This window comes from Methylosinus sp. sav-2 (assembly GCF_004366495.1).
Taxonomy (GTDB): domain Bacteria; phylum Pseudomonadota; class Alphaproteobacteria; order Rhizobiales; family Beijerinckiaceae; genus Methylosinus.
Genome location: NZ_SOEJ01000017.1, coordinates 44,302 through 67,173, shown reverse-complemented (window position 1 = coordinate 67,173; position 22,872 = coordinate 44,302). Strand labels below are relative to the sequence as shown.

The window sequence follows — 22,872 nt, the reverse complement described above, 5'->3', positions numbered from 1 at the left end:
GAACTCGTCATGACGCTATCGAGCCTCATGCCATTGCCACCGGATTATGAGCGACGCTGGAAATGGCGAGAAACGCGCTGGATTCATAGGCGCCAACGCTCGCGATCGACGCGAACAGTGCCGAAGGTCGATCGGCGTCCGAAGGGTCTTCCCATAGAGAGAAGAGCGCGTAGCGTGCGCCAGCGGCTCGATCGTGGACCGGAACGAGGTCGCCGAGATCAAGACACGTAGTCGTAACCAATTCGCTCGGCGCGGCGATACTCTTCGCGCTCGTCGCGGCATTGCGCATCATTCGAAAACGACCAAGCAGAAGCCAGGCGCCTTCGACATCGGGCCGCCGCTCTACGGTGGTAGTCCCCAGATCCGAACCTATGTGAACAGGAATCATCGAAACCGCCGCGGCCACTCATCACACAAATTGGAACTGGTTTTGATTTAAGCTCGCCACCGCGACATTCGTCAGTGTCACGGTGTTCGCCGCGTCCACGGAGATGACGGTGTCGGCGCCGACCTGTTGCGCGGCGCCGAGAAGCTGCGACCAGTCTGCGAACACCGTCTGGTCGAACCGCATCATATCGACCGATTCGAAGTCGCTGATCGTGTCGTGCCCGAAGCTTGCTTGGAAAACGAATGTATCGGAGCCGCCATCGCCTGTCAGCAGGTCGTCGCCGCGACCACCATCGAGCAGATTGTCTTCCCAATTGCCGTGCACCGTGTCATTGCCATCGCCACCAAAACCATTGGCGATATCTCCGCCGACACCGATGTTCCATCCATTGATCGTCGAATCTGTCGTGCCGCCGCGCAGGTCGATGATATTATTCCCGGTCGCCGCCGAAGCGTTGAAGCTGTCACTCGATGTTTGCGGCGTGATCCATGAGCCGCTGGAAAGCTCGTCGGTGAATATCCACTGACGCGGCGCGGCGTCGCTCGCGCCAAACGCTCTTATTCCCCAATTCGTGGAGGGCGCCACTTCCTGGCCATTGCTGAAAACCCGCAACACCCATTGTTCGCCGCCGCTCCAATCCTCGCCGCGATATTTCGTCGAGCCGAAAGCAAAGTTGAGATGCTTATGCCCGTCGGCGCCCGTGTAGAAGCTCGATTGCCCGGAAACCGATTGTTCTCCGTCCAGCAATATCGATTGCCGGCTATCGTCATATGTATAATTCGTCGCGTAATAAGGGGTTCCATTATAATCGAAGCTCGCGCCGCTTGCGACGAGGGGCTCATAAACCACTTTGAGGCTTTCAATTGGATACAAATCGACGTCGAGATCGGCATAGATCATGACATGCTCGGCCGTCACGTCGGAGGCCGGCGTCACATAAGACGCCGTGAACGAGTTGCTGTATTCGACATGGGCTCCGACGGGCAACCAGAAAAAATAGCCCCAGAGATAGAAAAGCCCATAGTCTTCGACAAGATGCGATCCATTTCCGAAGCTTCCCGTCTGGCTGGAAGCGTCCCGGCTGAGGAGATTGTCCGTCGTCTTCTGGCCCTGCCAGGTCTCGGCGAGACGCACCGCGGCGCGCGCGTCGACCTCGCCGAACCCATAGTCGCGGCTGTAATGCAGACCGCCGCCGTTCCAATTCGTCGCCCGATTGATTTGCCAGCTCGTTGCCGGATCATTCACCTTGCGTGCGGAATAGGCGAGTATGTCCTGCACGTCGCGATAGCCGAGGTTCGGATTGGCTTCGAGCATCAGCGCCACGACGCCGGAAACGATCGGCGTCGCGAAGGAGGTTCCTTCGGCCGTCGCATAGTCGCTGCCAAAGACCGTGCCCGTCGAGCTCGTCAGAATCTCACTGGTGGAGGCGATGTTGGAGCCGGGCGCCGAAACCAGTATGGTCTCGCCCTGTGTGCTGAACGGCTGCGGTCCAATGGTCAGCGATGAAAGGTCGGTCTTCGCATTGATGCCGGCGACCGTTATGCCGTAGAGAGAGTTCGTCTCATTGAGGTCGTTCGTATTCCGGGTCCCCCGGTCATTGCCGGCGGCGAATACCAGAACGGTTCCTTTGCCGCCTCTTCCGTATTTGACCGCAGAGTAATAAGCGTTTTCGTAAGTAGGATTAGTCAGGAAATTATCGACGAAGGCCGGGTTCATCGTCCAGCTATTGTTGACGACGTCGTAATTCCGCCAGCGCGTCAGATCTATATAGTCTGGATCGACGAAGTCGGTCGGGATCGCCACGGAGCTGATGGTCGCGTCATAGGCCACGCCGACCACGCCCTCGCCATTGCGTTCCGCGCCGATGACGCCGGCGACGAGGGTCGCATGCATGCCGTATTGCTCGACTCCGGAAGAGCCGTCGATCTTGAAAGAATTTCCTGCGTTCGCCGCGAGGTCCGGATGCGTCAGATCGACATTGCCCGAAGGATCGAAAACCGCGATGCTGACGCCGGCGCCCGTATAGTCCTTCCATACCGGCAGCACATTGATTTCGGGCAGATACCATTGTGCGTCGAACATTTCGTCGGTCGGATGGTCGGGCGTGTCGAGGAAGACCGTGCCCGCCATTTCGGCGACACTGGACGTGCCGACTTGCTGCGCATAGAGGCCCGTCTGCCCCGCGCTGTCCTGCACCTGATATTTGAACTTCATCACGCCGGTGAAGCCGGCCTGAGACGTGAAGGTGATCGTCGCCCCGTCCGTGCTGAGCGCCACCGTCCCGCCGATGGCCGCGCCGCTCGCGCCGCGCGCGATCGGATTGCCGTTCACGTCGAGCAATTGCCGGATCGACAGTGAGCGCCCGGCCGTATTCTTGTCATTGGCGAGCACAACGCGGGCCGAAATTACATATGGCCCGACGCTCGAAACATTGATTCGATCATTGGCGGGCAGCGTCAGCCCATAGGTCGGCAGGCTGGGATCGAGCGCCACATTGGTGATGTCGGCGAAATTCAGCGTCGAAATGTCTTTCAGCGTGTCGGTTCCGTCGCGATCCGCATGGCTGTCGGCGACGGTGAAGGTCCCGTCCGTATTCTGCGTGACTGTGTAATCGGCGAAGGAGCCCCGATAGCTCGCGACGGAATAGCCGCCGGTTCCGATCAGAAGGTCATTGCCTTCATCGCCCTCGAGCATATTTGCGCCATTCGGTCCCGACACTGCGCCGCCCACCAGAATGTCGTCGCCGCCCTCGCCATAGACGATGTCGTCGCCTTCATTGCCATAGATGAGATCGCTGCCGTCGCCGCCGCGCAGCACATCGTTTCCGGCGCCTCCGTCGAGGTAATCGTCGCCCGTATTACCGGTGATGGCGTCATCGGCGATGCCGCCGATCAATATATCATTGCCGCCGGCGCCATCGAGGAAGGCGTTGGAGGTCATCCCCGAGGCGTTGAACGCATCGTTGCCATCGTCACCGATCGCCTCTTCCACATGGGCGGCGGCAAGGTCGAGCGTCACGCCAATCGTGTCATTGACCTTGACGATATCGAAGCCGCCGCCGCCGTCTATATTGGCTTGCACGGTCGCGGCGTTGATGAACAGCAGATCGTCGCCGGCCCCGCCGAGCAGCGTCAGCGATCCGGTTCCGCCGCCGAGCCAATAGGAGCGCGTATCGTTTGGATCGGCAAAGAAGAGGTCATTGCCGGTCGTCGAATAGAAGCTGTCCGGATGCGTTCCGTCCGCGAGCGTGAAATTCGACACGTCGATCCACTGGCCGGCGTTGTCGGTCACGACATAGCTCGTGACCGTCTCGTCTCCATAGGCGCGAACGACCGTCGCGCCGGGAAGCTGCGTCAGCGTCGCGCCGGCGCTATTGACCTCAAAGTCGACGCTCGCCACTTCGCCGGTCGTCCCGTTGGCCCGCGTGAAGCTCGTCCGGTTCACAATGTCATTGTCGGCGATCGTCTCGCCGTGATTGCCGGTTCCTTGCAGGGAAATCGAGGCGATGCCTAGCTCATCGAGCGTCTTCAATTCGCCGGCGTCGGTGACGCCGTCCTCATTGGCGTCGACCCAGACGCGCAAATCGTCGAAATAGGAATTGCCGGTCCGCCAATTGATCTGCGATGTCGCACGCGAGAAGGCGGCGGCGCCGGGCTGAGCGAGCGAGGCGAGCGCGTCGAGGCTGTCATTAAAGCTCACCCAGTCGAACTGCGCGGAAATCGTCTCGGTTATATTGTCGATGACGCCATTGCCATTGAGATCGAGCGCGAGAATGCCGTCGCCGCCGGCGGCCCATCCGATCTGATGCAGCCGGCCGTCGCCGAGGACGTTGAAGAGGACGGTGTTCGAGACCCAATCGGAGAGCGTGATCCCATCGCCGTTGAGATCGAGCACGAGCGGATCGATGTTGCTGAGCTTTGTCCCTTGCGCTTTCGTCATAGCACATATAGCGGCCCCCGGCCCGACGAAGCAGTCCTTCAGAACGTCGAGGCGCTTGGTCACGTCATTTGCCTTCGCCTGCTTCGTCTGGCGCGCCGGGTTGACATTGCCAGTGACGATATAATTCCGTGCTACAGATTCGATGCCATCGATGTTGATATCAGGCGTCGAGGCGGTGAAGGCCCCGGAACCGGAAACGATCCCATAGCCGCCAGGCGCATTGGGCTGCGGATCGGTGAGCGTGGGAAACAACTTCACCGGCGCGCCACCGGACCAGTTCTGGCCGGTGACCGTGAGACGGGAGTTGTTCGCAGAACCGTTTGGCTGAGAACTGACAAGACCAGAGCGATCGAGCTTACTCTTGAGAGAAGCAAAATTCGCACTGATGCTTGCCGCGCTTCCCCCTAGCGTTTGCGTCGCCAATTGGGCCTCGGCGGCAAGCGTGTTCGTAACGCCCTGCCCAACGGCGTTCATGATGGCGTCGGCATTCTCCCGCAGGATTTGGCTACCACCAGATAAGAGGTTCCCCAGTTCGCCCTTCGTCGCATCCCAGATTTGTTGGGAAAGGCTCTGAACATGGCCCGTCGGATCGTTCGCGAAAGCGGCGACGTCATCCGCAATGTTCTTGACATAAGGCGCGACTACTTCCCTTGACCACTTAGCGATCGCCGAGCCGACGTCAATAGCCGCGGCCTTTGCGTCGGCGAGGTCTCCCCCGCTCAGCCGGCTCCCAAGCCGAGCGATCGGCTCTCCAACATAGGCCCACGCGCTTGATGTGACGGACTTCAGCACGACGTATCCGGCTAATATGCCTCCACCGATGACAGCCGCTTCGGCCATGCCCGGAACGAGAAAGAATGCCCCGATTGCGAGACCCTCGAGAACTTTGACTGCCGCTCTACCGTCTGCTGACAGGACGGATTCGCCATTCGCCCGAGCCGCGACATAGGTCCCGATTGCGTCGGGAGTGGAAAGCAGAATCGCTCCAGCGGCACCGAGCGCGCGACCGCCTGCCGCGATATCCGCCGCTGCGTCTGCCTTTTGGACACCTCGAACTACTTCGCCGACAGCCACAGAATTCACTGTCGAGGGCACTTCGATGCCCGCTGCTTTCAAATAACTCCCAAGTTCGGCGGCGCTCGCAGCAGGCACCTCTTTCGCGAGCTTCAGGCCCGACGATTGAGCAAATTGCAGCGCTGCGTCTACCTTGGTCGCATCGGATAAGGAAATGAATTTTGACGCATTTCCTGTCAATGTGTCACGTAGTCTGCCGACCTCGCCGATCTCATTGCCGTGGGCCGCGGCCCATCCGGAAACGTCGGTGAAGAAGGCGTTATTGGCAGCGTCAGCGGCCCCGGCCGCGAGATTGCCATTATTCGTGAAGATATCTCCGTTACGGAACGCCGTGGTCAATATATTGTCCAATGTCGAGACTTCGTTGGCGAAAAACTCAAGTGCCGCCCTGTCGCCAGCCTGCGCTTGAGACCAAAGCGTTGGGTTGTTGGTTGTCAGGCGCGTCAGATAGTCACTTATGCCCGTCTCGTAGGATGATAATGGACCTCCATTATGTGCTGAGATACCGAGAGTTTGCGCGAGCTGCGATGAAGATGGCAAGAATATTCTGTTCGAGTCGACATTGACATCGAATAGTCCTTCGGCCGTCAACGTCTGAAGCAAAACATCGTTACTTGCTATAGCAGTCGAAATAATGTGATGGTCCTGAAATGCTACAGCCATGGCGCAGCCTCATTGATGAAAGTCGGAACACGAATTATTGAGTAAGATCAGGACATGGTCACGTCCTGATATCGCAGACCGGTCAGTTTCGCCTCCTTGACGGCGGTCTTGAACGCGTCGTCGCATATGATCGTGGCGAAGTTTTTCGTCAGACGGAACGCGTGATGCGAGCCAACACAGGCTTCATCGAAGCAGAGCTTCATGCTCGGAGTTATTTGATAAATAGGGGTTCTGGCGTCGCTCTGTTCAATTCTGACGTAGGAGCGAGCTTCGTCGACCGGATCGAGCATAGGCATCACTTCGCACAGCCAGAGGGGTGCTGGCTCCTGACCTGCGTCCACCTCTGTGTCCAGGCTGAGGAACTGGAAGTCGGTCTCGCTCAACTGTTCGAGAACCTGCTTGGCCCTATCCGACACCAGCCAGAACGAATGATGCTGTTCAAAGTCGTTCGGACTATGCCCGAGCTGTGTGCTGACGCGAAATCGAGGTTTGACCGGGTAGTTCCGGAAGCCGCGTATAAACGAATCCGGGGGAACAAAAACGCCGACGGGGGGGCCTTCGCGGAAAACCTCGTCCTTATTTAGGAGCTCAACTCCTTTAGGTCTGGAATGCGCCTTGTATGTTATACGATAGAATTTTCGCGCTTTGACCCGTGCTGGTTGCTGCTGCTTCGTGGGCACGGCTTTCTCCGATGCGTCGAGCGCCGAGGCGTTGGCGGAACGTGAAATCCCCATTGTCAACACTCCGTATATTTCTCTCATTCGGCGAGTGCTACACGGACCGCCTATTCGATTCGTCCCGGCGAATTCCGGCCGTCATCCTCCCGCCGCCTCTTGGCTGCGAGCGAGCCGGCGATAACCGCCAAGCCTGGAAAACGCTCCGACATGCAAAGACGCACGACGATGCGTTCGGTTTCTGAAACGCCGAAGGTGCTGCCATCCTCGAGAACCAGGCCATTTTGCACGAGATAGGTCGCCAATCCGTGCGCCCGCTCCAATACAGACTTGAACGCACTCACCGGACCGACCAGTTCCAATTCCCTCCCGACGAAGTTGGCCAACCCCTGCGTGAGGACGCCGACGCCGCCGGTTCGTTCATCCTGGAACGGATGAAAGCCGATCCAGAGCGCAGTGGGAAAATCCGGATAGGGTGCGAAAGCTGCTTCTGACATCTGTAGCCAGCGAGCCGCTGGATTTGCGAGCTTGCTACCCCAGACGACGCCGAGGCAACCCGGCGTGGTGGCGAGCAGTCCGCCCACCACCGCCGTGATGACGCGGGCGACAGCAAGGCGATCCTTCTTGCTTTCCATGACAGACACGATGAGATGCGTTCGCTGACGATCGAACTCTTGCGAAGAGTTCACCCATATGGCTGAAGCGCGCGCTAGTAATCCCTCGTCGCGTGGCAGTGGCGACATCACCGACATTATCGCGACAACCCCCCCGTCGCATAGAAGCAGTGGATCATGCTCGCCAGTGCGGTTGTTTTCGGGCACACTCACGGCAACGCCGGGATGACGGCGACCGACAGCCTTGGCAAGCGGCTTCATGTCGGGCCTAGCTAGGCGATCGAGAAGCACGAAGGCCAGTTGATAATCCATGAAAACTGCTCAACATGTTGGGATCGCTTGTCTATTGCTCACTTCAGGGTCCGTTCAAATGATAACCCCTCCATGTCCGCCGGTCGCCGTCCTGTGCTTCATTAGCTAAACTTCCGTAACGTAATCAAGTCTTCGAGATTAGCGCTGTGTTGCCCATTTGCCGAAATGCGACAAAATGAGCACGTCTCCGTCGGGATTGGATTCCATTATTTTTGAACTCAACTGCGTATCGAGTGGCATGCAGATTACATTACGTATTTAAAAGCTGTCAAGCTCATGCATGAGCGGTGATGGCGTCGTCGGCGATGCCGCCGATCAATATGTCATTGCCGCCGGCGCCGTCGAGAAAGGCGTTGGAGGTCATCCCCGAGGCGTTGAACACATCGTCGCCATCGTCGCCGATCGCCTCTTCCACATGAGCGGCTGCGAGGTCGAGCGTCACTGCGGTGACGAACGACTATATCCGGGCGGCGCGAACGTCCGCGATATCCAGAGAAAGCGATCCCTGCGGCCACGCGCGACGAATGGCCGGTTATGGCGCGACTTTGCCGATCATGATCGAGGAAGCTGAGGTCGATCCTTGCAGCGAATCACGGGCCTCGTTAATCTCACGTCCACAGGCTCGACCCGCGCCTCCCCCCTCCTTTTGGGGAAGTATCGCACATACAGGGCAATACCATCATCGAACCATCCGTTCGAGCGTCGCATGAGGAGGGGTTGCGCATTCGGCTCGGAATGGAGGGTCTTGATGAAACTTTCTGCCCCGATATTCCAATTGAAGCGTCGAGCCAAGTTGATGGCTCGGACTAACAATGTCCCTTTGCACAAAGCTTTGGATCAAGTTGCGCATGAGGAGGGTTTTGCGCGCTGGAGCCTGCTTTCGTCGCAAGTCGGAGCGGCAACTCTGTCGAAAACGATTTTATCTCGGCTAGATGATGGTGATTTGCTGTTGTTGGCCGGTCGTCCTGGTCACGGCAAAACTACCCTTGGTCTTCAGCTATTGCTTAATTCCGCCAGCGACAACCGGAAGGCTGTGTTCTTCACATTAGAGTCCACGGAGGAGCAGGTGAGGAAACACATCCAGTCTCTGGAAAAGGAGCCTCTCGTTGGAGGCAGGTTGGAGATTGTCACGTCGGATGAAATCAGCGCGGATTACATTATCCGCCATTTGTCGGGATCGAAGCGCGGAACGGTTGCCGTCATCGACTATCTGCAAATATTAGATCAGCAGCGTAGCAAGCCAGTGCTTTCTGAGCAAGTTCTTGCTCTTCGAAATTTCGCCAGAGAGTCGGGTGTTGTCCTGGGTTTCATATCCCAGATTGACCGTTCGTTTAATCCAGAGAGTAAACGACTACCGGATATCCGGGACATCCGCCTGCCCAATCTGGTTGAGTTAGGGCTATTCACAAAAGCTTGTTTCTTGCATAGTGGGGAGGCCCAACTGCAAGACTTGGCGTAAAATGCTCAACTGCCGCGGCTCAGCAGAAGTTCCGCGGCAGTCGTCTTTCAATGACCGAAATTGGCGCGACATCGCCGGGCGTGTACGGCAATGAATGAACGGGACCTCGCTCCCGATCGGGCGACGACCGACGCCCGATCGGCTAGAAAGCGTCATGACGATCAAAATCTACATCGACGGCGACGCATGCCCTGTGAAGGATGAGACGTATAAGGTCGCCTCTCGCTATGGGCTGCAGACTTTCGTCGTCTCCAACAGCTTCATGCAAATCCCGCGATCGCCGATGATCTCGCGGATCATCGTCGAGGTGGGAGCCGACGCGGCCGATGATTGGATCGCCGAGCAGGTCGCCGCCGGAGATGTGGTCGTCACCGCCGATATTCCTTTGGCCGCGCGTGTATTGGCGAAGGACGCGCACGCCATCGCGCCCTATGGCCGCGCCTTCACCAAGGATTCGATCGGTCTGGCGCTCGCGCAGCGCTCGCTCATGGAGCATATACGCTCGACGGGCGAGGTCACCGGCGGGCCGCCGCCGTTTTCTTCGGCCGCCCGGTCGCAGTTCCTTCAGGCCTTGGATCAGGCCATCGCCAGAGAGCAGAGACGGCGGCGATAGACCGGCGCCCGCCCCATTTCACCGAATCGCTCCCCTCCTATAGATTGCCGCGCTCCATTCACCGCCGGCTCCCTTCATGCGCGTTCGCCGTCTCGATCCCATTCTCGTCGATCGCATCGCCGCCGGTGAGGTGATCGAGCGGCCGGCTTCCGCCGTCAAGGAGCTGGTCGAGAATGCGCTCGACGCCGGCGCCGCGCGCATCGACGTCGCCATAGAGGCGGGTGGGCGGCGGCTCATTCGCGTGATCGACGATGGATGCGGCATGAGCGCCGAGGATTTGGCGCTCGCCGTCGAGCGTCACGCCACCTCGAAAATCCCCGATGGCGATCTGACCGCCATAGCGACGCTCGGCTTTCGCGGCGAGGCGCTGCCCTCCATCGCCGCGGTCGCCGATCTGACCATCGACGCGCGCGCGGCCGGCGCCGAGGTCGGCGCGCAGATAAGGGTGGAGGCGGGCGAGAAGCGCGGGCTCAAACCCAGCAATTGGCCCAAGGGCGCGCGGGTGGAGGCGCGCGATCTCTTCGCGGCGACGCCGGCGCGGCTCAAATTCCTGAAGACCGAGCGGGCGGAGACGGCGGCCGTCGCCGATGTGGTCAAACGGCTGGCCATGGCCAATCCGGCGGTGCGCTTCTCTTTCGCGGCGGATATGGGCGCCTCCTTCGATTATCCCGCCTGCGGGGCGTCCGAGGAGGGGCGGGCGCGGCGCATCGCCCAGGCGCTGGGGACGGAATTCGCCGATAATGCGATCGCGCTGCATGCGGAGCGCGAGGCGTTCCGCCTCGAGGGGCTCGCCGGCCTGCCGACCTTTCATCGCGCCAATGCGCTGATGCAATATGTCTATGTGAACGGCCGTCCGGTGCGCGACAAGCTGTTCTCGGGCGCGATACGGGCCGCCTATCTCGATTTTCTCTCGCATGACCGCCATCCGGCGCTGGCGCTGTTCCTCGAATGCGATCCGCGCGTCGTCGATGTGAACGTCCATCCAGCCAAGGCGGAGGTGCGCTTTTCCGATCCCGGCCGCGCGCGCGGCCTGGTGGTGGGCGCGCTGAAGGAGGCGCTGGCCTCGGCGCTCCATCGCAGCGCCGACACGCCGGCCCGCGCCGCGCTGGATGTGCTCGCCGAGCGGGCCAGAACGCCCGGGCGGGAATGGTCGGCCGCTTCCGGCGCGGGCTTCTCTTCCTTCGGCGGGCCGCCGCGCAGCCGGCCGCTCGACTGGAATTTGCGCAGCTCGCCCAGCGCCCCGGCCGGCTTTGCGGAGCCGCCGCAAGCGGCTTTCGACGTCGGGCTGCCTTCGGCCGACGCGCGGCCCGCGGCCGCGCCGCCCGCGGCCGCCGCTGTGGAGAACCCGCTCGGCGCGGCGCGGGCGCAGCTGCACGAGACCTATATCGTCGCGCAGACCAAGGACGGGCTGGTCATCGTCGATCAGCACGCCGCCCATGAGCGGCTCGTCTATGAGAAATTGAAGGCCCAGCGGGAGGCGGAGGGCGTCGCCCGCCAGCTGCTGCTGGTTCCGCGCGTCGTCGAGCTGGATGCGACGCGGCTCGACGCGCTGCTGTCGGCGCAGGAGGAGCTTTCCGCCCTCGGCCTGGCGCTGGAGCCTTTCGGGCCGGGCGCCGCGCTGGTGCGGGAGACGCCGGCGGCGCTCGGCGACATAGATGTCGGAAGGCTCATCGAGGATATCGCCGATCTCCTCGCCGAGGAGGGGGACGCGCGTGGGTTGACGCGGCGGCTCGATGCGCTTTTGGCGCGCGTCGCCTGTCACCATTCGGTGCGCGCCGGCCGCCGGCTGACGGCGGAGGAGATGAATGCGCTGCTGCGCGAGATGGAGAAAACGCCGGGCGCCGGCCAGTGCAATCACGGCCGGCCGACCTATGTGGAGTTGAAGCTCGCCGACATAGAAAAGCTGTTCGGCCGCGGCTGATCGGCGCGGGACGCGGAAAAACCCTTAAGTCCGGGCGCGGCCGAGCGCTTTGATTTCAAGTCGGCGACGTGGCATTGTCGCGGCGCGACATTCGGCGCCCCGAAGGGAAATGACAGCGCCCGAGCCAGAGCGAAGGAACGCCGCGTCTTGATCGAACAAGCGATGTTTTTCGCGCTCGGGTTCCTCGCGGCCGGGCTGTTCACATTGATGTTCCTGCCCGCCTTCTGGCGGCGGGCCATGCGTCTGTCGCTGCGCCGGCTGAATATGCTGACGCCTCTCTCGATCGAGAAAATGGTGGCGGAGCGCGATCTGCTGCGCGGCGAGCTGGCCGTGCGCTATCGCCGGCTCGAGCAGCAGATGGCGACGGTCCGATCGACCAAGGCGCAGGATATGGTCGAGATCGGCCGCAACGCCGCGCGCGTCGCGCAGCTCGACGGCGAGCTGACGCAGGCGGTCGCGCGCGGCGATGAATTCGAGCGCAAGTTCAACGAGACCAGCGGCTTCCTCGAGGAGCGCACGGCGTTGCTGCAATCGACGGAAACCGCGCTGCACGACATGACCGACCGCGTCGAGACGTTGATCTACAATCTGCGCAATGTGGAGATGGACAAGGAGCAGCTCGCCCGCCTCAGCGAGGAGAGCCGCGCCGAGGTCGTGACCCATGAGTCGAGCATCGCCAGCCTGCATGTGCAGAACGCCGAGCTGCGCCAGCGCCTGGACGCGCTGCAGACGGAATTCGCAACCGCCTCCGCCGTGGCGGAGCGTCTGTCCGCCGTCGACGGCGTGCTGGCGCGCACGACGCGCGAGCTCGACGCCGCCGTGCTGGAGACGGCCGATCTGAAGAAGGATCTCGACGAGACCCGCGCGCGGTTGGCGGCGTCGGAGCACAGCTCCGCGGCCGAGATCGCGCATCTCGAGGCGGCTCTGCGCGTCGCCCGCGCGGAGGAGCGCGACCACGCCGATCGGCTGGAGACGGCGCGTTCCGACAATGCGCTGCTGCAAGGGACGATGGACGCGCTGCGCAAGGAGCATGCGAGCCTGCGCGAGACGATGGCGGCGGCCCCGGCCGCAGCGCCCGCCGAGGCGGCGGCGGCGGGCGACCGCGAGGTGCTGGTTCTGCGGCAGGCGATCGTCGATCTCGGCGCCAGAATGGCGGAGATCGCCGCCGCCACGGCCGCCGATCCGGGCGAAGCGGCCCAATCGAAACGCGCCTGACGAGACAGGCCCGAGCGGAGCTTTAGCCCCGCCCGGCGTTCTTCCGAGCCTTCAGAGTGATTCCGGTTCATATTGAACCGGAATCACTTTCGATCTCCTTGTTCTGTCGTGTTTTCTTCACGCGAACCGGTTCCCACTTCGCTCGAAAACACTCTAGTGCTGCTGGGGCGGCAGCTTGCCTTCCGGCGTCGCCTTGTCGACGACCTTGGGCAGATATTCGGCCAGCGCCGCCGAGACCTTGTCCATCGGAATGCCGAATTTATTGCCGAGCTCCTTCACCCGATCGGAGCCCAGCGTCTGCTGCACCTGCTCGGCGGAGATGGGCATGTTCGGGCCGGTGCCGACCCAGGACTTCACCTTCTCGCCATAGCCGCTCTTCTCGAAGTCTTGGAGCACGTTCTGCAAGCCGCCGCGCTTCTCGATATAGCCGTTGATCAGAGTGGCGAGCTCGACGCCGATCGCGCCGCCGATGATTCCGTCCAGCAGACCCATTTTTCATCCTCCTTGGCAGAAGCTGGGGCGCCATGATCCCGAGGGGCCATAGCGACGCTGCTCACTTAGGGCGCGGCGTGGCCGCGTCGATGCGGCGCGCCGCCGCGAAGGGGCGGGGAAGCGGCGGCGGGCGACGAATTGACGTCGAGCCCCCGGCTCGGCTAGGGTTTCTCCTTATCTTCCGAGACTTGCATTTCAGGGAAGGGGCGAGGGTGGAAAGCAAGCCGAAAGTCTTGTTTCCGCTGGACCCCGAGGACTGGCACGGCCATGCGTCGGAAACGCTCTGGGCCGAGCCGGTGGAAGGAAGCGGCTGGACGCGGTTCCGGCTGCTGAACTCCCCTTATTTCGTGACCGGGGTGTCGTTCCGCGACATTGTGATCGCCGTCCCCAGGGCCAACGGCCATGTCTTCGACTTCAAGGGCTTGGTGCGGAGCGGCGGCCATTCGACCTATATGCTGCTGATCGACGGCGAGGAGGTTCTGGCCGGCTCGGACTGGCGGCTGCTCAAGGCGATGGGCTGCTCCTATGAGAGCATGCATATCGACCTCAACGTCGGGCGCAAGCTGCTGCTGAGCGTCGATATTCCAGACAAGGTCGATATCGCCGAGGCGCATGCGATCATCGCGGAGGGCGAGTCGAAAGGCTTCTGGCTCTATCAGATCGGCTCCTCCACTTTCGAAAGGGAGACGCCGCTGCTCTCGTGAGCGGCGCCTGTGACGGCGAAAGCTCGAGGCCGCGTTTTCACGCTGCTTCGCCTTCCTTTATTTCCGCGCGGCGCCGGCGTATATGACGCGGCGACGCCCTGCGGGGCAGGAAAGCGGAATTTCAAGGGCCGGGACGATGGCGGGACATAGTCAGTTCAAGAACATAATGCATAAGAAGGGCAAGCAGGACGCGATCCGCTCCAAGCTCTTCTCCAAGCTCGCCCGCGAAATCACCGTCGCCGCCAAAATGGGCCTGCCCGACCCCAATATGAACGCCCGCCTGCGCGCCGCCGTGCTCGCAGCCCGCGCCGAGAATATGCCCAAGGACAATATCGAGCGCGCCATCAAAAAGGCCTCGGGCGCCGACGCCGAGAATTACGACGAGGTGCGCTATGAGGGCTATGCGCCGGGCGGCGTCGCCGTCATCATCGAGGCGCTGACCGACAATCGCAATCGCACCGCTGGCGAGATTCGCTCCTATTTCACCAAGGCGGGCGGTGCGCTGGCGGAGACCGGCGCCGTCTCCTTCATGTTCGATCGCGTCGGCCTCATCGAGTTTCCGCGCAAGGCGGCCTCTGAGGACGCGATGATGGAGGCGGCGATCGAGGCCGGGGCCGAGGATGTGGCCGTCGGCGAGGAGACGCATGACATCATCACCTCGGTCGAGGGCCTGCGCGACGTCGCCAAGGCGCTGGAGGCCAAATTCGGCGAGCCGAAAAAGGCCGCGCTGGTTTGGCGGCCGCAGAATTCCGTCGCCGTCGATGATGAGGCGGGCGAGAAAATCCTCAAGCTGATCGGCGCCCTCGAGGACAATGACGACGTGCAGAACGTCTACGCCAATTTCGAGGTGTCGGACGCTCTGGTCGCCAAGCTGTCGGGCTGAGAGGCGAGGGGGCCGACCGGCCCCGCTCGCATATTTGCGTTCCTCCCCGATCGATCGAGTGGAAGCGGCGGTCAGTCCGCCTCTTCCAAATGCTCGATCGGCAGCCCGTTCACCTGCGCGATGAGCACGGGCGACGCCTTGAAGGTCAACACCTTGCGCGAGCAGATCGGCGCCTCCACGCCGGTCTTGGGATTGCGGCCGACACGCTCGCGCTTGGCGCGAACGTTGAAGCTGCCGAAGGATCGCAGCTTGACCGATTCCCCTCGCACGAGGGCTTCGCTGATCTCCTCGAAGGTGGCGTCGAGGATCTGGCGGGCTTCGGCGCGCGACAGCGTTGGACAACAGCTGTACACGGCCTCGCGCAGGGACGCCCGCGTCAAAGTGCGCCCTGGCTCGATTTTCTTCGTCATGCTACGGATGCGGGCGCAAGCCTGCCCGCTTCGCGGCTTTTGGTTCGCGAGGCCATTATTTTTTGCTCCCCCCCCCTCTGCCGGCGCCTTTTTTGCGGCGCGCCGATCCTGTTTTGCGGATTGTCGGCAGTCTAAACAATAATGTAGCCACACTTTGCCGAATCGCGCAAGAGCGCCTGGGATTTCCCCTGAAGGCTCCGCTGGTTAGATCGTAAACGCACGGCTGCCGCCCGTTCAAACGGGCAGGCTCACCCTATGGCTCGCGACGGGAATCATGGCGCGGACCTTACGGATGCGGTCACGGTCGATTCGCGTCGAGACGAGGCCGACGCCCTCCGAAGCGCGGGCGACGACATGGCCCCAAGGGTCGGCGATCAACGAATTGCCATAGCTCGCGCGGGTCTCGTGTCCCGCCTTATGCGCGCCAGTCTGATTCGGGGCGCAGAAATAGGCCTGGATCTCGATCGCCCGGGCGCGGGCCAGCACCTCCCAATGATCCTTGCCAGTGACGAGGGTGAAGGCGGAAGGGAGGGCGACGATATCGGCGCCCTTGTCGGCGAGCGCCTGGAAAAGATAGGGAAAGCGCAGATCGTAGCAAATGGCGCAGCCGATGGTGAGGCCCTCGCAATCATAGGTGACGACCGCATCGCCGGGCTTGAAGGCGGCGCTCTCGCGATATTGCGCGCCGTCCGGGGCGGTGATGTCGAACATGTGAATCTTGCGGTAGCGCGCCACTTCCCTGCCGCTGCGGTCGAAGGCGACCGTGGTGTTGTGGAGGCGCTCCTCGCCGGGGACCTTCTCGAGAATGGAGCCGGCGTGGATGAAGACGCCATATTCGCGGGCGAGGGCGCTGCAGAGCGAATAGGCGGGGCCGCCGGGCAGCTCCTCGGCGGCGGCGGCCTTGTCGGCGCGATTGCCGCCGATGAAGTCGAAAACCTCCGGCAGACAGATCCAGTCCGGCCGCTCCTCGCGAACGGCCTGGTCGATGAGCGCCCGGGCGGCGGCGAGATTGGCGGCTTTGTCGCTGACCGAATTCATCTGGACCAGGGTGACTTTCATCGCTTCACGTCTCACGGGCTGGAGGGGGCGGCGCCGCCGCCATGGGAGGCGACATTCTAGACCGGCGCGGCGATCGCGAAACGCGGAAATTTTCGCTTCCCTTCCTGCATTTCTGCATTGCATTGGCGCGACGATGCTTCTAGTTTCCGCCCCGCCGACGTGCCGCCATAGCTCAGTTGGTTAGAGCACCAGATTGTGGATCTGGGGGTCCCCCGTTCAAGTCGGGGTGGCGGTACCATTCAAGCTGCTGAAAAATAGAGGCTCTTGGCTTCCGCGGGCGCAGCCGTGACGTGGCTGGCGCGGTCTCGAATCTCGCCGTTCGGCGCTGTCTCTCCGCGCGTGAATTTGTCAGTCGCTCGCAACGCGCTCTAGCTGCGTCGCGACCCTCCGCCGCCGCCTCCGATTTTACACGCGCAAATCACCGCCCCGGCCGTCCGACGCCGGGGCTCGGCGCGCCGCCGCCGCCGCCGAAGCCGCCCGGCCCAGACGGAAAGCCGTGACCGACCGGACCCGTCGGAATTGCAGGAGTCCCGTAGCCGCCCGGCGCGCCCGGAGAGTCTAGGCCGGATGGAAATTGGACGCCGACGCCAGGGGATGCGTCCGCGGGCCGGCGCGTCGGGCTCGGCGGCTCGAGGTTCTCGCGCTGCTCCTTGGCGGCGCCGCGCTTGCCGAGCGTCTCGCTCGTTCTGAGCGAGCGAATCGACCAGCCGCCCGCCGTTGTCGCATCTATGTCGACGACCGCGCGCGCCACGCCCTGGAAGGAAAGATCATGACCGCCGCCGAGCGTCAGGCCGCTCGCGGTCTTCACTGTCGCGCCGCGCCGCTCGAGATAGGTCTCCACCAGAAAATTGCTCGGCCCGCGCGGGAGCCAGGCGTCGGCGGATGTCGAGGTCACGTCCAGAGTTCCATCCGCGGCCGCGCCGCGCACCAATATGCGCTGGCCGAGCATGGCCTCCGCGACGCCGGACAAGGTCTGCGCGCCGATCGCGAGCCGGCGATCCGACGCGCGCGTGACGACGCCGGCGAGCTGGGCGGCGCCGGGCTCCACTCTTTCCACGAGGCTCGCGACGATCGTCTGATCCGGCAGGCGAAGGCCGCTCACCGCCACCTGCTGGCCGACGGCGAAGGCGCTCGGCTTCTCGATTCTTGCGCCGCGTCCGAATTCGATTCTTTGGCCGAGAACGCGCAAGCCATGGTCGAAGACTTGCTCCACCGGGCCGACGACCTCGCGCAGAATCTGAATTTTATTCGTGGTCGATCGTCCGCCGTCGTTGAAGGCCACCAGCGAGACGACATGGCCGATGCGCAGATCGCCGACGTTCGCCGCGCGGCCGTCGATGCGCACCTCGGCGTCCGCAGGATAGGAGACGCGAAGCCCGTTGACGATGATGCTGCCGAAAGCGCGAATGGTTCCGACGACGCCGGTTCCGCCAATGCCATTGTCGCGGTCGGGAATGACGGAGATATAGCCGGTTCCGCCAATGCCATTGTCCTTGGGCTTGTCTCCGGCCGCCTGCACGCGCGTCACGGCGGAAGAGAGAAGCGAGACGAGCAGCGTCGCCAATTGCCGTCGGGTCGGATGGCGGAACGGGCTCACGAGCGCGCGCCCTTCTTTCCGCTCGCCGACTCGCCCGAAGGCCGCTCATCCTCGCGATACACATAGACGCCGAAGGTCCAGCGCCAGCCTCCCTCCTCGCCGCTGCGCTGGAGCGTCTGCGCCTCGCGATTTGCCGCGATCAGCCCTTCCATCGCCAGCTCGCGCGACAGCGCCTCGAGGCGCCGCGCGCCATCCTCCGAGAGACCTTCGTAATGAACGGCGCGCTCCATGAAAGGCGCCGGCTCCTGAATGATATTGGCGGCCGCCGCCGCTATGTGATCGTGGAGATTGCGGCCGAAATAGTAGAGCTGACGCTCGTCGCCCTTGTTGGGCGCGATCGCCGCCTCGCCGAGCACGACGCGTCCATCCGCATCGAGCGATGCGATTTTGCGATCGAGCCATTCGTCGAGCACGGCGCGCGGGCGCACGTCGCGCGTCACTTCCTCGACCAGCGATTCGAAGGTCGGACCGCGCCCTTGCGATCCCGCGCGCCGCAGCGGCGCCGGGGCGCCCTTCCTATCGGTGAAGCGCCGATCGCCGAGCCATAGAGCGACGATCTGCGACGTGCGCGAGACGCTGGCGGGAACGGTCCGCACCGGCGCGCCGGCCTCTCTGAGGCGCCGGACCTCCTTGCGGTGAATGCCGGTGAGCAGGCTGATGCGGCTGTCGGTCTGTTCCTTGTCCGGCAGAGCGAAGTCGTGAACCGCGACATTCACATAGAGCTCGCGCAGCAGATCGCAGAGCGCGGGAAATGTCGCGCCGTAGCGAATGAGCAGCCGCACGAGCGGACGCAGCAGCCGGGCGATCGGCTGTTGCAGACGCGCGGCGTCGGTAAGCCCATTGTCCTCGCTATCGGCCATGATCGAAGGTAACCCGGCGGCGCGTGGGATACAATCCCACGTGCTCTTGACAGGGTGGATTTTTGTTCGCAGAGTGCGTGGGATATTTTCCCACGCTGCGCGAAGGGCCGGCGAAGCGGGCGAATGTCACGCTTGAAACGCGCGTTCCCGACGAACTGCCGACGATGGCTCGGGTCGAGAGGCGCGAGACGACGGCGATCGTCGGAGCATTCGGGAAACTTCGAGCCATGAACATGCATGCAATGCCGGATTTTCTGAAAAACGCAGGCTCTGCGGGGCTCTCCGACGACATCGCGCGCCAGCAGGACGATGCGACGCGGATCGCGCTCTATCTCGCTGCGCAGATCCAGAAGGAGCATCTCGAGCTTCATCGCCAGCGCGTCGCCGGCGCCATCGATCCCGTCACCGCGCATTGCTATCTGAAGATCAAGGAATTCATCTGGACCGCGACGCGCCTCCTCGGCTTGGCGCATCTGCATGACGGCACGCGCAAGCGCATTCCCGCTCCGTCGCATCCGCGCAATCCGCTCGGCGGCGACGATCCGACTTGCGCCATTCTCGACTCCACATCGCCACGGCTCTTCATCGATGTGACGCCGACCTATCGACATGGCGGCAATCAGGGGATTCAGCGCGTCGTTCGCGAGATCGCCAAGCGTTCGATGCGCGGCGAAGGCGCGCTTCCCGTGGTGATCCAGAATGGACGGCTCGCGCCTTATTTCGAGCGCCGCGCGCCGCTGCCGCCGATAGAATTTCGCAAGGGCGACAAATTCCTGATCTTGGACGCGAGCTGGCTGGTGACGGACGAATATGTTCCGATCATCGAAAAGCTGACGGCCGCCGGCGGACAGCTCGTCACTTTGGTCTATGATCTCATCCCGCTGACGCAGCCGCTCAGCGTCGCCGCGCCGATGACGGATCAATTCAAGACATGGTTCGAATCCATCGTGCTGAAGAGCGATCGCATCCTCTGCATATCGCGAAGCGTGGCCGATGACGTCGTCGCCTATATCTCGCGTGAGGGCGCGCGGACGAAGCCGGATCTGCGCGTCGGCTGGTGGCGGCTCGGCGCGGATTTCGACGAGCAGGCCGAAAAATCCGTCTCCGCCGAGGCGCGTGAGATAACAGCGGACGACACGCCCATCTTCTTGAGCGTCGGCACGCTCGAGCCCAGAAAAGCCTATCCGATCGCGCTCGAGGCCTTCGATATTCTTTGGCGCTCCAATGTCCTCGACGCGCGCTATGTCATCATCGGCCGTCCCGGCTGGCAGAGCGAGGCGCTTCAGCGCGACATCAACGACCATCCCGAGCTCGGCCGCCGTCTCTTCTGGCTGAACGATGCGAGCGACGCCGATCTTCGACATTGCTATGAGCATGCCCGCGGCTTGATCTTTCCGTCCATGGTCGAAGGATTCGGCCTGCCGCTCGTCGAGGCCGGCCGGCGTGGTATTCCCGTCATCGCCTCGGATATTCCGGTCTTTCATGAAATCGCCGGACCCGATGTCCGCTACTTCGATCTTCTCGATCCGGTCGATCTCGCCCACGAAATTCTGCGCCTCTCGCGCGAGGCGCCGATGCGCGGCGAAGCCTCTTACCTCACATGGGACGACGCCGCGGACGCGCTGCTGGAGCTGGTGACGAGAGACGCCTATCAGGCGCGAATCGTCGGCGCGGCGAGCGCGCCCGGCCTCGCCGCGCATGGCCGATGAGCCGAGCGCTTTTTGAAACATCCTGCAAGAGGAGCTTGCATGAATCTATCGATCATCATGATGATCCAGCCGCTGGTCGAGAAAGCCGACGGCATTCTCCAGCTCTTGGCCAATGGGCTCGTCGTCGTCGATCTCGCCGGCTTTCTGCTGATTCTCGGAGCTCTCGTCTTTGAGCTTTTTTGACGTCGCCGTCCGAGCGGCGCATGCGAATACGAGACAGAAAATGCGATATTTCGATCGAAGCGCAATATTCATCGACGGCGCGAATCTTCATCTGACGGTCAGCTGTCTCGGCATAGATCTCGACTACGCCCGGCTTCTGCGCGCGCTTCGCGGAAAGGCGTCCTCCGCCCAGGCTTTCTATTATGTGGCGTTGAGCGACTCGCAATCCAATGGAGCCATAAATCGGCTGACGGACTGGCTCGCCTATAATGGATATATCGTCGTCGCGAAGCCGATCGCGGAAACGGTCGATGGCTTCGGCCGCCGTCGATTCAAAGGCAGCATAGACGTCGATCTCGCCGTCGCCGCCATGGCGATGGCCGAGCATGTCGATGCGATGACATTGGTGTCGGGCAATGGCGCCTACCGATCGCTCATCGGCGCGGTCCAGCGCAAGGGCGTGCGCGTCTCCGTCGCTTCCACGATCAAGACGCATCCGCCGATCATCGCCGAGGAATTGCGACGCCAGGCGGATGATTTCATCGATATCGGCGCCATAGCGGACAAGATTCGACGCGCCTCGATCGAAACCATCGGCTGATCGAGAGGCCGAGGAGAGCGCGAGCGATCACGCTCGATCATTGCGCGGCTTTGCGTCGCCTGCCGGAAGGAAGATCGCGAGCAGTCCGATCAGCGGCAGGAAGGAGCAGATCTGATAGACGAATTCTATGCTCGTCCGATCCGCGAGCGCGCCGAGCGCCGCTGCGCCGAGGCCGCTCATGCCGAATGCGAAGCCGAAGAAGAGGCCCGAGACCGCGCCGATGCGATTGGGCGTCAGCTCCTGCGCATAGACGAGAATCGCCGGAAACGCCGAGGACAGCATGAAGCCGATCACCGCGCTGAGGCCGACCGTCGCCGGCAGGCCGACATAGGGCAGGGCGAGAGTGAAGGGCAGGACGCCGAGAATGGAGCCCCAGATCACGCGCTTGCGGCCGAGCCGATCGCCCATGGCGCCGCCGATGACCGTGCCTCCCGCCGATGTGGCGAGAAAGACGAACAGATAGATTTGCGAGTCCTGCGGCGACGTGTCGAAGCGGCTCATCAGATAGAAGACATAATAATTGCTGAGCCCGGCAAGATAGACGAATTTCGAGAACATCAGCGCGATGAGAACCGCGAGCGTGCGGCGGCGCTGCGCCGGTGAGAGCCCCACGCTGGCGCGCGTCGCCGCGCCGGACCGGCTGCGCGCATGGCCATTGTTGCGAATCCAATGTCCGAGCGGCGTCACCACGCAAATGCCGCCGAGCGCGACGAGCGCGAACCAGGCGAGGCTGCTCTGTCCGCGCGGCAGAATGAAGAAAGCCGCGAGCAATGGTCCGAGCGAGGAGCCGAAATTGCCGCCGACCTGAAACAGCGATTGCGCGAGGCCATGCGCGCCGCCCGAGGCGATGCGGGCGATGCGCGAGGATTCGGGATGGAAGATGGAGGAGCCGACGCCGAGCAGCATCGCCGCTGCGAGCAGCGCCGGATAGCTCGGCGCGAAGGCGAGGCCGAGCAGGCCGCACAGGGTCGAGCCCATGCCGACGACCAGTGAAAAAGGCTGCGGGCGGCGATCGGTGTAGAGGCCGACGAGCGGCTGCAGCAGCGAGGCGGTGATCTGATAGGCGAGGCTGAGCAGGCCGATCTGCCCGAAATCGAGATCGAACCCGCCTTTCAGCAGCGGATAGATCGCCGGCAGCAGCGATTGCATCATATCGTTCAGAAAATGGGAGAAGCTGATCGCGCCCAGCACGGGAAATGCGGGCGCGCCGGCCTCCGGCCGATCGGCGACGGATCTGCTCAAGGGTGACGCCTTTCTCCCTCTGAGCGCGCGAGGACGCGGCTGAACGGAGGGAATTCCGACTCGGGGCTGCACGCCGTCCGAGGCGGCGATTCATAAAAGGCAAAGCCTTCGTCGTCCACCCGAAGACGCGCCGCCGGCAGGGCCGAGGTCGGCGAATGGAGCCGAGGTCGAGGCGGTCGAGACCCGAGACGAGCGCGCGGCGCGAGCCGGCTCCGGACGAGGGCGTTGCCGGCGGAGACCGCGGTCGAATTCTGACGAGCGTTGACCCTCGGCGCCGTCGG

At 62.7% G+C, this 22,872-nt stretch carries 20 protein-coding genes and 1 tRNA gene; 10 read left to right on the top strand and 11 right to left on the bottom strand.

Going from position 1 to position 22,872, the window contains the following annotated elements:
• Window positions 1-25: 25 nt before the first annotated feature.
• From EDE12_RS18965 to EDE12_RS21960, 5 genes are all read right to left on the bottom strand, one after another.
• Complete coding sequence (locus EDE12_RS18965; protein WP_134188230.1) at window positions 26-388, bottom strand: hypothetical protein; 363 nt, start codon at window positions 386-388, stop codon at window positions 26-28.
• 21 nt (window positions 389-409) lie between these two features.
• The gene (locus EDE12_RS18960) at window positions 410-4,585 is read right to left on the bottom strand and encodes a S8 family serine peptidase (protein WP_134188229.1); all 4,176 of its coding nucleotides are present in this window, start codon (window positions 4,583-4,585) and stop codon (window positions 410-412) included.
• A gap of 1,526 nt (window positions 4,586-6,111) precedes the next feature.
• Entirely contained in the window at window positions 6,112-6,798 is a 687-nt protein-coding gene (locus EDE12_RS18955; protein WP_166671896.1) for a DUF1629 domain-containing protein, read from the bottom strand.
• Window positions 6,799-6,848: 50 nt separating this feature from the next.
• A complete protein-coding gene (locus EDE12_RS18950) occupies window positions 6,849-7,664 on the bottom strand; it encodes a DUF4261 domain-containing protein (RefSeq protein ID WP_051592535.1) in 816 nt (271 codons plus the stop codon).
• Between the two features lie 274 nt (window positions 7,665-7,938).
• Window positions 7,939-8,106: a hypothetical protein gene (locus tag EDE12_RS21960; protein WP_157198946.1), complete on the bottom strand. Its 168-nt coding sequence runs from the start codon at window positions 8,104-8,106 to the stop codon at window positions 7,939-7,941.
• 306 nt (window positions 8,107-8,412) lie between these two features.
• Between EDE12_RS21960 and EDE12_RS18945 the strand changes: the two genes are divergently transcribed.
• From EDE12_RS18945 to EDE12_RS18930, 4 genes are all read left to right on the top strand, one after another.
• On the top strand, window positions 8,413-9,123 hold the full coding sequence (locus EDE12_RS18945; protein ID WP_024880796.1) for a DNA helicase: 711 nt from the start codon (window positions 8,413-8,415) through the stop codon (window positions 9,121-9,123).
• Window positions 9,124-9,277: 154 nt separating this feature from the next.
• On the top strand, window positions 9,278-9,736 hold the full coding sequence (locus EDE12_RS18940) for a YaiI/YqxD family protein (protein ID WP_026599190.1): 459 nt from the start codon (window positions 9,278-9,280) through the stop codon (window positions 9,734-9,736).
• A 76-nt stretch (window positions 9,737-9,812) separates the two neighbouring features.
• Complete coding sequence (gene mutL, locus EDE12_RS18935) at window positions 9,813-11,657, top strand: DNA mismatch repair endonuclease MutL (RefSeq protein WP_026599189.1); 1,845 nt, start codon at window positions 9,813-9,815, stop codon at window positions 11,655-11,657.
• A gap of 147 nt (window positions 11,658-11,804) precedes the next feature.
• Window positions 11,805-12,872, top strand: coding sequence for a hypothetical protein (locus EDE12_RS18930; RefSeq protein ID WP_026599188.1), 1,068 nt, complete (start codon window positions 11,805-11,807; stop codon window positions 12,870-12,872).
• A 153-nt stretch (window positions 12,873-13,025) separates the two neighbouring features.
• Here the strand turns inward: EDE12_RS18930 and EDE12_RS18925 are convergent, their stop codons facing one another.
• Entirely contained in the window at window positions 13,026-13,364 is a 339-nt protein-coding gene (locus EDE12_RS18925; protein ID WP_026599187.1) for a YidB family protein, read from the bottom strand.
• A gap of 212 nt (window positions 13,365-13,576) precedes the next feature.
• Between EDE12_RS18925 and EDE12_RS18920 the strand changes: the two genes are divergently transcribed.
• Together EDE12_RS18920 and EDE12_RS18915 are read left to right on the top strand one after the other, a co-directional pair.
• Window positions 13,577-14,068, top strand: a complete 492-nt coding sequence (locus tag EDE12_RS18920) for a DUF4265 domain-containing protein (protein ID WP_051592534.1) — start codon at window positions 13,577-13,579, stop codon at window positions 14,066-14,068.
• 136 nt (window positions 14,069-14,204) lie between these two features.
• Window positions 14,205-14,951, top strand: a complete 747-nt coding sequence (locus EDE12_RS18915) for a YebC/PmpR family DNA-binding transcriptional regulator (RefSeq protein WP_024880790.1) — start codon at window positions 14,205-14,207, stop codon at window positions 14,949-14,951.
• Window positions 14,952-15,022: 71 nt separating this feature from the next.
• Here the strand turns inward: EDE12_RS18915 and EDE12_RS18910 are convergent, their stop codons facing one another.
• Window positions 15,023-15,361: an integration host factor subunit alpha gene (locus EDE12_RS18910; RefSeq protein ID WP_024880789.1), complete on the bottom strand. Its 339-nt coding sequence runs from the start codon at window positions 15,359-15,361 to the stop codon at window positions 15,023-15,025.
• 234 nt (window positions 15,362-15,595) lie between these two features.
• The gene (locus tag EDE12_RS18905) at window positions 15,596-16,420 is read right to left on the bottom strand and encodes a carbon-nitrogen hydrolase family protein (protein WP_026599186.1); all 825 of its coding nucleotides are present in this window, start codon (window positions 16,418-16,420) and stop codon (window positions 15,596-15,598) included.
• A 161-nt stretch (window positions 16,421-16,581) separates the two neighbouring features.
• Between EDE12_RS18905 and EDE12_RS18900 the strand changes: the two genes are divergently transcribed.
• Window positions 16,582-16,658: transfer RNA gene (locus tag EDE12_RS18900), tRNA-His, on the top strand.
• A gap of 180 nt (window positions 16,659-16,838) precedes the next feature.
• Here the strand turns inward: EDE12_RS18900 and EDE12_RS18895 are convergent.
• Window positions 16,839-18,017, bottom strand: coding sequence for a DUF5666 domain-containing protein (locus EDE12_RS18895; protein ID WP_134188227.1), 1,179 nt, complete (start codon window positions 18,015-18,017; stop codon window positions 16,839-16,841).
• The gene (locus EDE12_RS18890; protein ID WP_036291092.1) at window positions 18,014-18,877 is read right to left on the bottom strand and encodes a DUF6502 family protein; all 864 of its coding nucleotides are present in this window, start codon (window positions 18,875-18,877) and stop codon (window positions 18,014-18,016) included. Before EDE12_RS18890 ends, EDE12_RS18895 begins: the two co-directional genes overlap by 4 nt.
• A gap of 227 nt (window positions 18,878-19,104) precedes the next feature.
• Between EDE12_RS18890 and EDE12_RS18885 the strand changes: the two genes are divergently transcribed.
• From EDE12_RS18885 to EDE12_RS18880, 3 genes are read left to right on the top strand one after another with little or no spacing between them, the layout of a single operon-like run.
• Window positions 19,105-20,586 (top strand): glycosyltransferase family 1 protein, encoded by a 1,482-nt coding sequence (locus tag EDE12_RS18885; RefSeq protein ID WP_245275797.1) that lies wholly within the window; start codon window positions 19,105-19,107, stop codon window positions 20,584-20,586.
• A 39-nt stretch (window positions 20,587-20,625) separates the two neighbouring features.
• Window positions 20,626-20,769 (top strand): hypothetical protein, encoded by a 144-nt coding sequence (locus EDE12_RS21955; protein ID WP_157096124.1) that lies wholly within the window; start codon window positions 20,626-20,628, stop codon window positions 20,767-20,769.
• A 40-nt stretch (window positions 20,770-20,809) separates the two neighbouring features.
• On the top strand, window positions 20,810-21,349 hold the full coding sequence (locus tag EDE12_RS18880) for an NYN domain-containing protein (RefSeq protein ID WP_024880784.1): 540 nt from the start codon (window positions 20,810-20,812) through the stop codon (window positions 21,347-21,349).
• Between the two features lie 27 nt (window positions 21,350-21,376).
• On the opposite strand, the gene EDE12_RS18875 is transcribed toward EDE12_RS18880, so the two are convergent.
• Entirely contained in the window at window positions 21,377-22,591 is a 1,215-nt protein-coding gene (locus tag EDE12_RS18875) for an MFS transporter (RefSeq protein ID WP_026599183.1), read from the bottom strand.
• Between the last annotated feature and the right edge of the window lie 281 nt (window positions 22,592-22,872).